The sequence below is a fragment of the Kitasatospora sp. NPDC091207 genome (assembly GCF_044768625.1).
In the GTDB taxonomy this organism is placed as follows: Bacteria; Actinomycetota; Actinomycetes; order Streptomycetales; family Streptomycetaceae; genus Kitasatospora.
On record NZ_JBIVVS010000001.1, the window covers coordinates 337,502 to 353,091 of the forward strand.

At 74.3% G+C, this 15,590-nt stretch carries 12 protein-coding genes; 9 read left to right on the top strand and 3 right to left on the bottom strand.

The genetic code is table 11. The features are described from left to right. Nucleotides 1–22: 22 nt before the first annotated feature. Complete coding sequence (locus ACIQTO_RS01525) at nucleotides 23–433, top strand: DUF4345 domain-containing protein (protein ID WP_402381365.1); 411 nt, start codon at nucleotides 23–25, stop codon at nucleotides 431–433. A gap of 82 nt (nucleotides 434–515) precedes the next feature. Here the strand turns inward: ACIQTO_RS01525 and ACIQTO_RS01530 are convergent, their stop codons facing one another. Continuing rightward, entirely contained in the window at nucleotides 516–1,109 is a 594-nt protein-coding gene (locus tag ACIQTO_RS01530; protein ID WP_402381367.1) for an HhH-GPD-type base excision DNA repair protein, read from the bottom strand. Nucleotides 1,110–2,107: 998 nt separating this feature from the next. On the opposite strand from ACIQTO_RS01530, the gene ACIQTO_RS01535 reads away from it, so the two are divergent. From ACIQTO_RS01535 to ACIQTO_RS01565, 7 genes are all read left to right on the top strand, one after another. After that, the gene (locus ACIQTO_RS01535) at nucleotides 2,108–3,415 is read left to right on the top strand and encodes a multiprotein-bridging factor 1 family protein (RefSeq protein WP_402381370.1); all 1,308 of its coding nucleotides are present in this window, start codon (nucleotides 2,108–2,110) and stop codon (nucleotides 3,413–3,415) included. Between the two features lie 99 nt (nucleotides 3,416–3,514). Next, entirely contained in the window at nucleotides 3,515–4,381 is an 867-nt protein-coding gene (locus ACIQTO_RS01540; RefSeq protein ID WP_402381373.1) for a TIR domain-containing protein, read from the top strand. Continuing rightward, entirely contained in the window at nucleotides 4,378–6,315 is a 1,938-nt protein-coding gene (locus ACIQTO_RS01545; protein WP_402381375.1) for a hypothetical protein, read from the top strand. The genes ACIQTO_RS01540 and ACIQTO_RS01545 overlap by 4 nt, the downstream gene beginning before the upstream one ends. After that, nucleotides 6,312–7,589, top strand: a complete 1,278-nt coding sequence (locus ACIQTO_RS01550; RefSeq protein WP_402381378.1) for a hypothetical protein — start codon at nucleotides 6,312–6,314, stop codon at nucleotides 7,587–7,589. The genes ACIQTO_RS01545 and ACIQTO_RS01550 overlap by 4 nt, the downstream gene beginning before the upstream one ends. Before the next feature lie 286 nt (nucleotides 7,590–7,875). Beyond that, the gene (locus ACIQTO_RS01555; RefSeq protein ID WP_402381381.1) at nucleotides 7,876–10,467 is read left to right on the top strand and encodes a germacradienol/geosmin synthase; all 2,592 of its coding nucleotides are present in this window, start codon (nucleotides 7,876–7,878) and stop codon (nucleotides 10,465–10,467) included. A 183-nt stretch (nucleotides 10,468–10,650) separates the two neighbouring features. Beyond that, a complete protein-coding gene (locus ACIQTO_RS01560) occupies nucleotides 10,651–11,448 on the top strand; it encodes a VOC family protein (protein ID WP_402381384.1) in 798 nt (265 codons plus the stop codon). Further along, the gene (locus ACIQTO_RS01565) at nucleotides 11,448–11,984 is read left to right on the top strand and encodes a DinB family protein (protein WP_402381386.1); all 537 of its coding nucleotides are present in this window, start codon (nucleotides 11,448–11,450) and stop codon (nucleotides 11,982–11,984) included. The genes ACIQTO_RS01560 and ACIQTO_RS01565 overlap by 1 nt, the downstream gene beginning before the upstream one ends. Nucleotides 11,985–12,050: 66 nt before the next feature. On the opposite strand, the gene ACIQTO_RS01570 is transcribed toward ACIQTO_RS01565, so the two are convergent. Both ACIQTO_RS01570 and ACIQTO_RS01575 read right to left on the bottom strand, forming a co-directional pair. After that, nucleotides 12,051–12,761 (bottom strand): ArsR/SmtB family transcription factor, encoded by a 711-nt coding sequence (locus tag ACIQTO_RS01570; RefSeq protein ID WP_402381389.1) that lies wholly within the window; start codon nucleotides 12,759–12,761, stop codon nucleotides 12,051–12,053. Nucleotides 12,762–12,896: 135 nt separating this feature from the next. Beyond that, nucleotides 12,897–13,817: a MerR family transcriptional regulator gene (locus ACIQTO_RS01575; RefSeq protein WP_402381392.1), complete on the bottom strand. Its 921-nt coding sequence runs from the start codon at nucleotides 13,815–13,817 to the stop codon at nucleotides 12,897–12,899. Nucleotides 13,818–13,911: 94 nt separating this feature from the next. Here ACIQTO_RS01575 and ACIQTO_RS01580 point away from each other — a divergent pair, with 94 nt between their 5' ends. Continuing rightward, nucleotides 13,912–15,471: an alpha/beta fold hydrolase gene (locus ACIQTO_RS01580; RefSeq protein WP_402381395.1), complete on the top strand. Its 1,560-nt coding sequence runs from the start codon at nucleotides 13,912–13,914 to the stop codon at nucleotides 15,469–15,471. Nucleotides 15,472–15,590: the final 119 nt, after the last annotated feature.

Here is a 15,590-nt window from a genome sequence, read left to right on the forward strand (position 1 = left end):
TAATGGTGGGGGTGGGTTGATCATGGCCAGGGCTCTGCGGGCGCTCGCGTGGACGACGGGGGTCGCCTGCGTGGCGATCGGGCTCTTCCACGTCCTGGGCGGCAACGCCTCGATCCCGGGGGAGGAGGACGCCGGCGCGACGATCGACAGCCTGGGCCGGTTCTTCGGCGCGGTCTTCGCCGGCTACGGGCTGGCGTGGATCTGGGCGGCCCGGCAGGCGCCGATCCCGGCGGCGGTGGTGCGGGTGCTGGCCGGAGTGTTCCTGCTGGGTGCGCTCGGGCGGGTGCTGTCCATCGCGGTGGAGGGGTGGCCGCACGGCTTCCAGACCGGGTTGATGGTGCTCGAACTCGCCCTGACGCCGGTCTACTTCTGGCTCGCGGAGGCGGACGAGAAGGCGGTGCGGGGCCCTTCGGGGGTCGCAGGACTTCGATGACGGCGGTCCTTCGGTTCCCTTTGGCGCCCTTCGGTGCCCGGCGCTCCTCGTGAGCGCCGGGCAGCAATGGTGTGATGCCTGATCAGACCTTGGCCGTCTTGGCCTCCTTGGCGGCCGCCTTCACCTCTTGCTTGTGGACGCGCACCTTGTCCAGCGATTCCGGGCCGGTGATGTCCGCGACCGACCGGTACGCCCCCTCCTCGCCGTACAGGCCCGCGGCCTCGCGCCAGCCCTCGGGCCGCACGCCGTACTGCTTGCCGAGCAGTGCGAGGAAGATCTGCGACTTCTGCTTCCCGAAGCCGGGCAGGGCGTTGAGGCGGCTGAGCAGCTCCCGGCCGGTCGCGACATCGCGCCAGAGCGCCGCCGCGTCGCCGTCGTACTGCGCCACCAGGAACTGGCAGAGCTGCTGCACCCGCTTGGCCATCGCCGCCGGGTAGCGGTGCACCGCCGGCTTCTCGGAGAGCAGGGCGACGAACGCCTCGGGGTTGTGGACGGCGATCTCGTGCGCGTCGAGGTCGTCCCGGCCCAGGCGCTGCGCGATGGTGAGCGGGCCGGTGAACGCCCATTCCATGGGCACCTGCTGGTCCAGCAGCATCCCGACGAGCGCGGCGAGCGCGCTGCGCCCGAGCAGGTCGTCGGCCTCGGGCTGCTGTGCGAGCCGGACGGTGACGTTCATGGGCAAGCCCTCCTCGGATCGTGGAGACGCGGATCGCCGCCCAGTCTGGTGGACGGGGGAGGAGGGATCGGCGTCAACACGCCCGTAGGGGTGGATTGGTTGAGTTGGCGGGCCTTGTCCCGGCTGGTTGGTTTGTGTTCGATCCTTGCTGGCCGTCCGGCCCGCCGCGCCCCGCTGCCCGGCGGCGGTCCGGGCCAACGCCGGTGCTTCCCACGGGCCGTGGGCCCGCGTCGGGCCGGGCTCGGGAGGGGATCGCCGTGCCGCCGGGGTGCTGGTCGGTGGTCGATCGGCCCCCCGCGATGGCATGCGCGACGGCGAGGGCGGCCACCTCGACGCCGATCTCGCGCGCGATGGTGAGGGCCCAGCTGCCGGCGGCCTTCAGATGGGCGAGCACCCCGGCTTGGCCGCCCTGCTGGGCGGCCACCTCGGCCTGGGCGGCGGCGCCGACGGCATCGTCGTGCTCGGGAGTGGTCGCCTCGCCCTTCAACGCGGCGCGCAGGAGATCGAGTTGGCCGGCGAGGGTCGAAAGGTCGACGGCGCCGCCGTCGGCCGAGCGAATTCGTTTTCGTGGAACGGATCGCCCTCGAACAGGGTGATCGGACCGGGCGGACAATCGCCGTCGCGACGAAAGTCGGCCCGTGACTCCAGATGCCGGGCGGGGTTTCCCGCCCGGTCGCCGCGCTGTGCCGCCGCCGTCCCCGGAGCGGGCCGCGGGGTGGCGGTGGGGGTGGCCCGGGCGCCGGGCTCAGGTGCCCGGCGGCCGGTGCTCGGAGAGGGGCAGCCGTCCTGTCATATCAGTGGACTTGTCGCTAACTCCCTTTGTCCTCAGGTCGAGTAGCCGCCACATCGCCACTGGTGAAAGAGGAAACGGGAAACAGCGCCATTCCCCGCTCACCCCCCTCGTCCGCATGCCAATATTCATGCGGAGACGGGGGGAGATACCGTCTCCGGCCCATGACGCAGAACCACGGGCAGGCGGTTCCAGAGAGGGGGTTGGCATGCGCACGTCCAAATCGCCCGACATGGCCGGCGCGTTCGGTCCGGAACTGCGCAGACGGCGGATCGCCGCCGGACTGACGCTCACCCGGCTGGCCGAGTTGCTCAACTACAGCAAGGGCCACCTCAGCAAGATCGAACGCGGCCACAAGACGCCGCCCCCCGACCTGGCCCGCCGCTGCGACGCCCGTCTCGGCGCCGGCGGCGAGTTGGAGAAGCTGGTGCCGTCCGAGACCCCCGAGCGCGGAACGGGGGTGGACGGCGCCGCGGTCGACGACGCGGCATGGCTGCTCCGGGTCGGCCCCGACGGCGTCCGCTGGCCCGGGGGTCTCGGGCGGCGCCGACTGCTCGCCGTCGGCGCGACCTCCCTGTTGGGGGTGGGAGTCGCCGCCGCCGTGGTGCCGCAGCAGGCGGCAGCCGAGACCGCGCCGGTGGACATCTTCCGCCTGCAGTTCGACCAGATGCGGACACTCGGGCAGACGACCGACCCCGGGGTGCTGCTGCCGCTGCTCACCGTGCAGACCCACACCCTGCGCGAACTCGCCGTCCAGGCCGGTGCGTCGAGCCGTCCGAAGCTGCTGGGCCTCGCCGCGCGGTACGCCGAGTACGCCGGCTGGATGGCCCAGGAGGCCGGCGACAACCCGGCCGCCCTCTGGTGGACCGCCCGCGCCGTCGAACTCGCCGAGGCCGGCGGTGACCACGACCTCGCCTCCTACGCACTCGTCCGGCGGGCCCTGGTCACCCTCTACGCGGGGGACGCCGCCCGGACCGTCGAACTGGTCACCCAGGCCCAGGAGGGCCGGCTGCCACCCCGGATCCGCGGCCTCGCCGCCCAGCGCGAGGCCCAGGGCCACGCACTGGCCGGCGACCACTCGGCGAGCCTGCGCAGCCTCGACCGGGCCCGCGACCTGCTGGCCCGGGCCGCCGCGGAGGACGGTACCGGCACGCCCGTGCTCGGGACGAGCACCCTGGCCGACCCCGCCGCCATGGTCACCGGCTGGTGTCTGCACGACCTCGGCCGCCCCGCGCAGGCCGCCGAGGTCCTCGACCGCGAGTACCCGCGGATCCCCGCGCACGCCGTCCGCAGCCGCGCCCGGTACGGCCTCCGGCGCGCCCTCGCGCACGCGGCCGCCGGGGAGATCGAGCACGCCTGCGCGCTGGCCGCCGAACTGCTGCCGCTCGTCCCGGGGTTGCGGTCGGCGACCATCACCACCGACGTGGAGCGGCTCGCCCGTGAGCTGGCCCGGTTCCGGGCCAACCGGGCGGTGCTCGACCTCCAGCCCGCGCTCGCCGCGGCGCTCCACCCGTAGACCCGGCCCGTCCGGCCGCCCTCCGCTTCCCGTCCGGCCTTTCCCCGGCGTCTCCCCGGCCCGGCCCTGCCCTGTAACTCCCTGGAGAGGTGATCCGTCATGCCCGACATCTTCGTGAACTACCGCACCACCGACGAGGACACCGGCGCCACCCTGATCGAGCGCGAGCTGTCCCGGCGGTTCGGCAGCGAGCGGGTGTTCCGCGCCAGCAAATCGATCAAGGTCGGCCGGCGCTTCCCGCAGGAACTGCTGACCGCGGTGCGGCGCAGCAGCGTGCTCATCGCCGTCATCGGCGACCGCTGGGCCGACGCCCGCACCGCGGACGGCCGGCGCGCGCTCGACGACCCCGAGGACTGGACCCGGCGGGAGATCGTCGAGGCCTTCGAGAGCGGTGCGCTGGTCGTGCCGGTGCTGATCGGCCGGGCCACCCGGCTCAACCGGCGCGACCTCCCCGCCGAGCTGGGGGAGTTGGCCGACTGCCAGTACCGGCGGCTGGACACCCGCAGCGCGGACGCCGACCTCGCCCGGATCGGCGACGACCTGGCCGAGGCGCTGCCCCAACTCGCCGAGGCGCAGCGGCAGCTCGCGAAGAGCGAGGCGGAGCGGCCGGAGAGCCGCAACCGGGTGGGCCGGGTGGACGGCAGTGTCGTCCAGGCCAGGGACTACACGCACCGGCAGAACGGCGGCATCGGCAACGTGGGCGGCGACGTGGGCACCTTCATCAACACGGCGAACGGGCCGCTGCACACGGGGAGCGGGGAGCAGCGCAACGAGATCCGCAACGGGGGCGTGCAGTTCACCGGGGAGGGCGCGAACTACCTCGAACGCGGCACCGTGAACCAGGAGTTCGGCGCCCGCCGGGAGCGGGACGAGCGCCGGGACGGGGACCGGAGTGAGGACCGCCGGGACCGCCGGGACTGCGGGGACCACGGGGACCGCGATGGGAGTGAGGGCCGGCGCCGGTGACCGAGACCCGCATCGGGGATGCGCACGGGCCGACGCACACGGGAACCGGGGACCAGCACTTCTACTACCTGCTGGCCGGTGAGGACCGGCTGGTCCGTACCGGTATCGATCCACTGCGGGTGGCGCTGGAACACCGCCGCTGGCTGAGCAGCCGGTTCGTCTCCCCGCGGGGCTACGGCGATGCGGCCGAGCGGCTGGAGAAGCCCGGTACGACCGTGCTGCTGGCCGGGTCGCCCGGTAGCGGGCGACGGACGACGGCCGTGGTGCTGCTGCACCGGCAGGGCGCCGAGGCCGACCGGTTCCGTGATCTGTCGTTGGCGGACCAGCGCACCGAGGAACCCGAGCCGGCCGAGGGGGACCGGATCCTGCTCGACCTCTCGGGGGCGTCCGAGCAGGAGTTCGCGGGGGAGCAGCAGTGGCTGTCGGCCTACTGGGACAAGGTCGAGCGCTCCGGTGCGCGGATGGCGGTCGTGCTCCCCGACGGGTACGACCGGCTGCTCCGGTCGGACCTCCGGCCCCTGGTGGTGCCGATCGAGCGCCCGCGCGGTGACCGCGTGCTCGCACGGCATCTGGCGCGGGCCGGAATCGACGTCCCGGCGGCGGAGTTGCGGGAATCGGTGCTCGGAGAGCTGTTGGAGCGCTCCGCCATGCGGGAGTTGCAGCGGCTCGCCGAGCTCATGGAGCAGGCCCGCTCGACGGGCGGCGACCTCGCGCTCTGGGCGCGGCGGGCGGTGCAGGCGCTTCGGGACCGGAGCAAGGAGGTGGCCGACCAGGTCGCCGGGCTCGCGGAAGGCCGGCAGCGGGCGCTGCTGCTGGTGGCGGCGATGCTGAACGGGGCGCCGGCCGACGTGGTGTTCCACCAGGCCGAACGGCTACTGGTGATGCTGAAGCACCCGCCGGAGGAGAAGCCCAGGCTCGACCGGACCGACCTCACCGAACGGCTGGACGACCTGCGGGTGGCGGTCGACCGGGACGGGCGGATCCAGTTCGACGCGCTGGCCTATGACGCGGCGGTCCGGGCCCACTTCTGGACGTACTACCCGGACCTGCGGGCGGCGTTCGGACAGTGGGTGGGGGAGACGGTCAGGGCGGGGCGCCTCGGCCAGCAGGACCGGCGGCTCTTGGTGGCCCGCTTCGCGGAGCAGTCGCTGCGGGTGGGCAGGACGCGGCCGCTGTTCGAGCTCGCCGAGTTCTGGGCGGCGGAGACGAGGCTGCTGCCGGAGTCCATCGAGGTGCTCGCCTGCGGGCTCGCGGACGAGCGGTTCGGCCCGGCCTTCCGGGCGCGGGTCTACGACTGGGCGACCACGGCGCGGCTGCACCCGAACCTCGTCCGCGTGCTGGCGCGGATCTGCCTCGACGTGATGGCGCCCACCCACCCCGACCAGGCGCTCGTCCGGCTGCACCACCTCGCCCGGGGGGCCGCCGAGGGTGGGCCCCAGGACGCGCGGGAGGCCCTGTTCGTCCTGGTCCGGCGGGACCGGCGGCTCCACGCGAAGCTGATGGCCCGGCTGTGGGACGCGATGGAGACGCGGCGGGTGGACTCGGCGGACGTCGGGATCTTCCTCGGTCTGATGGACCCGCTGTCGTGGGCGCCGGACCGGGCCGTCGTCCGCGGCTGGCGTGCGGTCCTGGCGGTGGCCCCGGCGCAGCGGTGGGAGCCGGTGGTGAAGCGGTGGCTTTCCGAAGCCCTGACGGAGCCGGCCCGGGGGGAGCGGCTGATGCAGGTGCTGGTCCACGCCGCCGAGGAGCGGGCCGATCTGCTCAGCCGGCTGTACCTGGTCGGCTACGACTGGGCGGCGACCGGCGGGGACTCGTCCCAGCGGCCCGGGCGGGACGAAGTGGCCGGCCGGTTCTGGCAGTTGATCGATCGTGCGCAGGGCATTGAACCGATGGACCCGCCCCGGGCGCGTCCGTCCGAGGAGAGGATCGCGTGAGCCCCATGAGCAAGGTCCGTGTTGCCGTCCTCGCCGGTGTGGCCGGTGCGGTGCCCGTGGTGGGCGGGCTGTCCGCCAAGTGGCCCGTCTGGTTGTGGGCGGGGGCGGCGGCCGTGGTCGCCCTCGTGGTGCGGCAGGCCGCCGGGCGCCGGGGCGCGCCGGTGGTGGAGGCGCCGGGCGGGCCGTACCCGCCGACGGCGCCCCCGCTCCACCCACCGGTGGTCGAACTCCCCTACCAGGAGACCCGGGTGGAGGGCGTCGCGCTGCCCAGCGGGGTGCCGGACTACGACTTCCTCTTCTCGGCGACGGTCTGGTGGCGGCCGGTGCAGAACATCGGCGGCCTCGTCCACGCCAACCCGGGCAGCCTCGCGGTGGAGACCGTGCTGGCCCGGGCCCGGGCCGTGACCGAGCGCGAGCACCCCGGCCGGCTGGACCTCGTACGGCACCGGTTGGAGGGGACGCTCGGCACGCAGAGCCCGGATGCCGCCGGGCTGGTGGTGGCGATGGGCGGCCGGGTCGGGCTCGGCCTTCCGGAGGCGGACCGGGAGCGGCTCGGCAAGCTGTCCGAGGTGCGTAAGGCCGAGGAGGTGTGGGAGCACGAACGGCGGTACGAGCGGAACAAGCGGGCCTACCTCGGCGAGGACGTGCTCAAGTCGCCCGGCAGCGCGGTGGTCTGGTGGCTGGCCCGGCACGACGAGGAGGTCAGGGAGGCGGTCGGCATGATCGGCCCGCTCGCCCAGCTGTCGGCGGCGGCCACCGACCAGCCGGTTGACGAGCTGTACGAGCACCTGGTGACGCGGCCGGTGCGGCAGCCGGTGCCGTTCCTGGACGCGGTCGCGCCGGGGTCGGTGACCGCGCTGCACCACCCGGACGTGGACACGGGCCCGGTGGCGACGGCGGCCGGGCCGCAGGAACCGGAGCGGAGCGGGCCGGCGGTGGTCGGCCCGCTGAACGACCTGATGGACGACGCCGACCTCGACCGTGAGGAGGGCGAGCGGACCGTCTACGCGCTGCGGGTGGCCGGGATCACCGAGGCCATGGGGCACCCGGAGGCGGCGGCGCTGATCCGGGCGAGCCTGGCGGAGCCGCCCGAGGACGGTGCGCCGGTGCCCGGCGCGTTCGTGCCGGGGCCGGTCCGGCCGGCGGGACCGGCGGGCGGGGCGGGTCCCGGGGCCGGGGCGCCCGTGCCGGGCGATCCGGAGGAGCCGGACGAGTCGGTGCCGGCGGCCTGGGAGGTGTACATGCAGGACTCCGTGAACGGCAGCGGGGGCTGAGCGGGAGCCCGGCGACGGGACGGAGGGGCGAGCGGTCACCGCTCGCCCCTCCCGGCGTTCCCGGGCGGGAAGGGCCTCCGAATCCGTACAGATGAACCAGAACTGTCCGTTCTATCGGGCAGGAGTTCGATCCAAGTGGTTTATCTCATACGACTGTTGCGGTTGTCCGGTGGAGATCGTCGGTCAGGGGTAATGCTGAGCCGACCGGGTGGCGGGCGCGGCGGACCGAAGGCTCCCTCCGCCGTGCCGGTCGGCCTCCTCGACGCGTCCAGAAAGGCTCGCCCCGGTGACTCAGCCGTTCGAACTGCCCTCCTTCTACGTGCCGCATCCGGCACGCCTCAATCCGCACCTGGACGGGGCCCGCACCCACTCCACCGCGTGGGCGAGGGAGATGGGGATGCTGGAGGGGTCGGGCATCTGGGACCAGGCCGACCTGGAGGCGCACGACTACGGCCTGCTCTGCGCCTACACCCACCCGGACGCCTCCGCCGAGGCGCTGTCCCTGGTCACCGACTGGTACGTGTGGGTCTTCTTCTTCGACGACCACTTCCTGGAGATCTACAAGCGCAGCAACGACCGTGAGGGCGGCAAGGCCTACCTGGACCGGCTGCCGCTCTTCATGCCGGCCGACCCGGCCACCCCGATGCCCGAGCCCACCAACCCGGTCGAGGCGGGTCTGGCCGACCTCTGGCGACGCACCGTGCCCTCGATGGGCGAGGACTGGCGGATCCGGTTCGCCGAGAGCACCCGGAACCTGCTCAACGAGTCGCTCTGGGAGCTCGCGAACATCAACGCGGGGCGGATCGCCAACCCGGTCGAGTACATCGAGATGCGCCGCAAGGTCGGCGGCGCGCCCTGGTCGGCCGGGCTGATCGAGTACGCGGCCAACGCCGAGGTGCCGAAGGAGGTCTCGGGTTCGCGGCCGCTGCGCGTCCTGATGGACGCCTTCTCGGACGGCGTCCACCTGCGCAACGACATCTTCTCCTACCAGCGGGAGGTCGAGGACGAGGGCGAGCTGAGCAACGGCATCCTCGTGCTGGAGACCTTCCTCGGCTGCACGACGCAGGAGGCCGCGGAGGCCGTCAACGACCTGCTCACCTCGCGGCTCCAGCAGTTCGAGAACACCGTGTTCACCGAACTGCCGTGGCTGTTCACCGAGACCGGGCTCGACCCGGTGGGCGTCGCCCGGGTGCTGGCGTACGTCAAGGGCCTGCAGGACTGGCAGTCCGGCGGTCACGAGTGGCACATGCGGTCCAGCCGGTACATGAACGGCGGCGGCGCGGCCGCGCGTTCGGCCAACTGGTGGGACCAGTACGCGATCGGCGGGATCGGGACCGCGGCACTGGACATGCTCCGGGTCGGCGCGGCGCGTGGACTGCCCGGTGGGCTGGGCGAGTTGGGCTCGCTGAGCGGAGTGAACACGCTGGACGGCACACCCGGCTCGCTGGGCGGCGTCGACCCGGCGGTGCGGCGGGCCAGGTCGCACGGCCACGTGCCGTTCCAGCAGGTCGGGCCGTCCCGGCTGCCGGAGTTCAAGCTCCCCTACACCGTGCAGCTCAGCCCGCACCTGGACACCTCCCGGCGTGTCACCGTGGAGTGGGCCGCCCGGATGGGCATGCTGGAGGCCCAGCCGGGCGTTCCGGGCTCGGACATCTGGACGGCCGAGAAGGTCGCCGACTACGACTTCCCGCTCTGCTCGGCCGGCATCCACCCGGACGCCACCGCCGAACAACTCGACCTCACCTCGGCCTGGTTGACCTGGGGGACGTACGGCGACGACTACTACCCGGTGGTCTACGGGCGGACCCGCGACCTGGTCGGGGCCAAGCTCATCACCGAGCGCTTCTCGACCTTCATGCCCGTCGACGGCAGCCCGACGCCGGTGCCGGTGAACGCTCTGGAGCGCGGCCTGGCCGACCTCTGGGAGCGGACCAGCGCCCCGATGACGGCGGACGCCCGGCGGAAGTTCCGCACCGCCATCGAGGACATGACCCTGAGCTGGGTCTGGGAGCTCAACAACCAGGCGCAGCACCGGATCCCCGACCCGGTGGACTACATCGAGATGCGCCGGAAGACCTTCGGTTCCGACCTCACCATGAGCCTGTGCCGGCTGGCCCACGGCCAGGCCGTCCCGCCGGCGATCTACCAGAGCGGGCCGATGCGCTCGCTGGAGAACGCGGCCGCCGACTACGCGTGCATGATGAACGACCTGTTCTCGTACCAGAAGGAGGTCGAGTACGAGGGCGAGGTGCACAACGCGGTACTGGTGGTGCAGAACTTCTTCAACTGCGACTACCCGGCGGCCGTCCGCATCGTCGACGACCTGATGCACTCGCGGCTGAAGCAGTTCCAGCACGTGGCGCGGAACGAGTTCCCGGTGCTCTACGACGACTTCGAGCTGGGCGCGGAGGCCCGGGCGCTGCTGGACGGGTACGTGAAGGAGCTGGAGAACTGGCTCGCGGGCATCTACGTGTGGCACCGGGACTGCCGGCGGTACGGCGAGGCGGATCTGCGGCGGCACTTCGGGCGGGACCAGGCCTGGGCGGGGCCCGCGGTGCCGGCCGCGCCGGTGCCGGTGGAGCTGCCGGACGGGCCTGCGGAGGGGACCCTTCCGGCCGCGCCGGTGTCGCTGCCGCTGCCGGCCGCCGCGGGCGCGGCGCTCCCGTTCGGCGCGTCCGGACTGGGGACGTCGGCGGCGCGGCTCGCCTTCGCGGCGGCGCCGGGGCGGGCGGCCGCGGGCGCGGTGGAGGAGGCGCCGCGCCGGGGGCTCGTGCCGACGGGCCCGGTCGGCTTCGGGACGGCGGGTGCGCGGCCGCCGCTCGCGGCGGCGGTCCCGGCGGCGGTCCCGGCGGCCGCACCGGGGGCGGGGCAGGGGTGAGCGGATAGCGGCGACCGGTCGATCCGGTCCTGTGACGGCCCGCCGGGGTGCTCCGGCGGGCCGCCGTCGTTCCGGGGCGGACGGGGCCCCGGGGGGGCGGGGTGCGGCCGCTCGGGGCGCGGTCGGGCGGGTGACTGGCTACTGTGGCGAATCGGGACAAACCGCTACCTGGAGGGCAGGATCATGGCCGTGCTACCCGAGGGCACGCCCTGTTGGGCCGACGCGATGTTCAAGGACCTGGACGGCGCGAAGGCCTTCTACGGGGCGGTGCTGGGCTGGACCTTCGGCGAGAGCGCGTCGGAGTTCGGCAACTACACGACGGCGTACTCGGACGGCAAGGCGGTGGCCGCCGTCGTGCCGCCGATGCCCGGGGAGGAGGTGAAGTCGGCCTGGTGCCTGTACCTCGCCTCACCGGACACGGCCGCCACCGTCGAGAAGATCCGGGCCGGGGGCGGCGAGGTGCTGATGGGCCCGATGCGGGTCGGCGACTTCGGCTCGATGGCGATCGCCAAGGACCCGGGCGGCGTCACCTTCGGCGTCTGGCAGGCCGATCGTCACGAGGGCTTCGAGAAGCAGAACGAACCGGGCTCGTACACCTGGGCCGAGGTGCTCACCCGTGAGCCGGGCAAGGCGGACGCCTTCTTCCCCGCCGTCTTCCCGTACACCACCAAGCGGATGGACGCCGACCAGGTCGACTACAAGATCTTCCAGATCGACGACCGGCCCGCGCTCGGCCGGATGAAGGTGGGCCCGGACGACCTGCCGCCGGAAGCGCCGTCGTACCTGAGCGTCTACTTCGCGGTGGACGACTGCGACGCGGCCATCGCCAAGGTGACCGAGCACGGCGGGCAGCTGTTCTTCGGTCCGATGGACAGCCCGTTCGGCCGGTTCGCGGCGGTCGGCGACCCGCAGGGCGCGGCCTTCGGAGTGATCGACCTGGGCACGACCGCCGGTGACATGCCCGTACTGGCGGACGCCTGATGAGCGACGTGGAACAGGTCGGCGGGGAGCGGGCCGGCGGGGAGCGCTCCGGTGGCGAGCGGGCCGATCTGCTCCAGACGCTGGACAAGCACCGCGGCTTCCTCCGGTACACCGTCCGCGACCTCGACGACGAGCAGGCCGCCCGCCGCACCACGGCGAGTGACCTGTGTCTGGGCGGCCTGATCAAGCACGTCATGGGCGTCGAGGACCGCTGGATGCGGTTCGCGGTCGGCGGGGCGGAGGCGATGGGGCGGGAGTCCGTCGACTGGGAGGGCCAGTTCCGGATGGCGGACGGTGAGACGCTGGCCGGCCTGCTCGCCGCCTACGAGCGGGTGGCGCGCGAGACGGACGAGCTGGTCTCGACCCTGCCGGATCTGGACCTCGGCCACCCGTTGCCGCAGGCGCCGTGGTTCGAGCCGGGCGCCGTCTGGTCCGTGCGCCGGGTGCTGTTGCACGTCATCGCGGAGACCGCGCAGCACGCCGGGCACGCGGACATCATCCGGGAGTCGCTGGACGGGGCGAGGACGATGGGGTGACCCTGCGGTGGGGCGAGGACGACGGGATGAACCCGCGGTGGGGTGACGCCGACGGGCCCGAGCCCGTCACCCCACCGCCGCCGGGTCGAGGGCCACCCCGAGCAGCTCGCGCAGCGCCCGGTCGCCCGCCGGCGTCACCCGCAGGGCCCGGCCGGAGCCGATCCGCTCGACCCAGGCCCGGTCCAGCGCGGCCCGGCAGAGCACCGCGCCGAAGACACCGCCCAGGTGGCTGCGGCGCTCCGTCCAGTCCAGGCAGCCGCGCACGAGCGGCCGGCCGCCGGCGCGCCCGGTGCGGGCCGGCAGCCCGACGCCCAGGCCGGCCAGCCACTCCCGCCCGGCCGCGGTGACCGCGAGGCCGGCGTCGTCCGCCACCAGCCCGCGCGCCAGGACGGCCTCGGTGACCGCCACCCCGAGCCGGCCGGCCAGATGGTCGTAGCAGGTCCGCGCCCGGGCCTCGGCGCTCAGCCGGGTGGACTCGCGCAGATTGCGCGGCCCGGGCCCCGCCGGGCCGGTGCCCGCCGCATAGGCGCAGAGGTCCTCGATCAGCGCCGCGGCCGCCGGGCCGGCCAGCCGGACGTACCGGTGCCGCCCCTGCCGTTCCTCGGCCAGCAGGCCTCCGGCGACCAGCCGGGACAGGTGCTCGCTGGCGGTGGACGGCGCGACGCCGGCGTGCCGCGCGAGTTCACCGGCGGTCCAGGCCCGCCCGTCGAGCAGGGCGGTGCAGAACGCGGCGCGGGTCGGGTCGGCGAGCAGTCCGGCGAGCTGGGCGAGCGACATGCCCCCATGGTGCCCCGGACACGGTTCGGCGGGTACCGAAACATCCCGGGGCCGGCGGGACGGCCCGGGGCCGCCCCGCGCCCTCCGGCGACCCGGGCCTCGTGGTGCGCCGACCCTGCGCGCCCGTCCGCCCGATCAGGCCGCGGCGTCGGCGAGTTGGCCGGCCAGGGAGGCGCGGAGCCACTCGTGGGCGGAGCCTGGCGTGACGGCGGGCGGGGTGGCGAGTTCGGTGGCGAGCTGCCAGTAGCGGTCGACCAGCGGGTCGGCGGTCTGGTCGAGCACGTACCCGAGGCGGTGACGGAACTCCGGGGTGTCGCGCAGGCCGCGCGAGTCGGCGTGCGCGGCGACGAAGCAGTCGAGGGCGTCGCCCGCCCGCGCCTCCCCGCGCGTCATCTCCGCCGCGGCCAGCTCGTACGCGAGGCCGAGGCCCTGGTAGAGCACCGCCGGCCGGTAGTCCTCGTCGGGCGCGCGGAGGTCGGGCCGGCAGGGGTCGACGCTGAGCCTGCCCGGGGCGGTGAGCGCGTGCATCCGGGCGAAGGCCAGCACCTGGGCCGGGGTCGGGTCGTCGGGGGGCGACGGGACGGCCGCGTCGACGACCGCCGCGAGCAGCTCGGCGGGGAGCCGCAGGGGCAGCACGCGGCGCCAGAAGCGGGCCATCACGGTGGTGTCGGGCGGGCCGGACACCACGCCGATCAGGCGCAGCCGGTCGGCGCGCTCGGCGGGGGTGCAGTCCTGGAGCAGTTGGAGGGCGGCCTCGCGCCAGCGCAGGGCGGCCAGCTGCGACCCGACTTCGCGCAACTGCCGGGCGACGGCGTCCTCCAGTGCCGACTCGTGCTCCAGGGCCCGGCCCACCTCGGGAACGGGCAGGTCGAGCGTGCGCAGGGAGCGGATCAGCCGCAGCCGGTCCAGCGCCTCCGGGCCGTAGCGGCGGTGCCCGCCGGAGCTCCGGCCGGCTTCGGGCAGCAGACCGCGGTCGGAGTAGAAGCGGACGGACTTGACCGTGGCGCCCGCGCGCTCGGCCAGCTCCCCGATGCTCCACATGACGTCGGGCGACAAGACTTGAACCTCCCTCAGGGGGAGTTCCTACCGTACCGGTGTGCACGGGCGGCCGGGAGTCGTCCGGGTGGACGATGCGGGTAAGGAGACGATCATGACGACGTTCGTGCTGGTGTCGGGGCCCTTCACCGATGGCCGGGTCTGGGGTGAGGTGACCACCAGGCTGCGGGAGTCCGGGGCCGAGGTGCACCCGGTGACGCTCACCGGCCTGGGCGACCGGCGTCGGCCGGCCGGTCCGGACACGGGGCTGGAGACGCACATCGACGACGTGGTGCGGCTGATCGACGAGACGGACGCGCCGGAGGTGGTGATCGTCGGCCACGACTACGGCATCCACCCCGTGCTGGGCGCGGCCGACCGGCGCCCGGAGCGGATCGCCCGGATCGTCTACCTGGACGCGGGCATGCCCCAGGACGGCGACGTCGCCCTCCAGCTGGTCCCCGACGAGGAGGTGCGGGGCCGGCTGCTGAACCCGGCGGGCCCGGACGGGGACGACGGGTGGATCGCCCCGCCGGCCGCCGACGGGTGGCAGCGCTGGGGCAGCACCGCCGGGCTCTCGGAGGAGGCGCTGGCCCGGCTGACCGACCTCGCCTCGCCGCAGCCGAGCGCCACCTTCACCCAGCCGCTCCGGCTGACGGGGGCGCTCGCGGCGGTGCCGACCTCGGGCGTCTTCTGCACCGCGAGCGGGATGAGCATCGCCAAGCTGGAAGGGCTGATGACGCTGGGCATGCCGCAGCTCAAGGCGCTCGCCGACCCCCGGGTGGGCTTCTTCGACCTGGACACCGGCCACTGGCCGATGCTCTCCCGCCCGGACGACCTGGCCGAGCTCTTGCTCCGAGCCGCCGCCGGCGGGGGCCACCGGCTGACCGCGCCCCCGACCGAGGAACTGCCCGGCCACCTCCGCCCGTTCGCGCTGGACGTGCCCGAGCAGGCCCGCGAGCGCGTCGGCCGGGTCGACCTCCACCTGCCGTCGGACCTCGCGGAAGCGGAAGCGGGAGCCAAAGCGGGGACGGCGGCGGAAGCGGGAGCGCCGCGCCCGGCGGTGCTGTTCGTGCACGGCGGCCCCGTCCCGGAGACCGTCCGGCCCACCCCGCGGGACTGGCCGACCTACGTCGGCCACGGCCAGTACGCGGCGAGCCAGGGCGTGATCGGCGCGACCCTGGACCACCGGCTGCACTCCCTCGCCGACTACCCGCTCGCCGCGCAGGACATCGCCGACGCCGTCGAACTGCTCCGCGCCGACCCGCGCGTCGACGGCGACCGCATCGCCCTCTGGTTCTTCTCCGGCGGCGGTCCGCTCTCGGCGGACTGGCTGTCCGCGCCCCCGTCCTGGCTGCGCTGCCTCGCCGCGAGCTACCCCATCCTCGCTCCGCTGCCCGGCTGGCACGCCGTGGACAGTCGGTTCCGCCCCGCGACCGCTCTGGCCGGTGCCGGCCGGCTGCCGGTCGTGCTGACCCGGGTGGGCCTGGAGGTCTCCGAGATCGCCGCGACGGTCGAGGCGTTCGTGGCCGCCGCCGCGGCGGAGCGGACGGACCTCGAAGTGATCGACGTCCCGCACGGTCACCACGGGTTCGACACCCTCGATCCGACGGACGAGTCGCGCGAGGCCATCGAGCGGGCCTTCCGCGTAGTCCTCGGGCACCTCCTGCCCTGACCTGCGGCGCGGCCCCTGCGGGGGCGGTCGAGGACCCGGCCCCGCGGGGGTGGCGCCGGGCCCTCGACCGCCCCCCTGGTCTGTGCCGGCGCACACCGCCGGGCGTGGGTCGCGCCAGT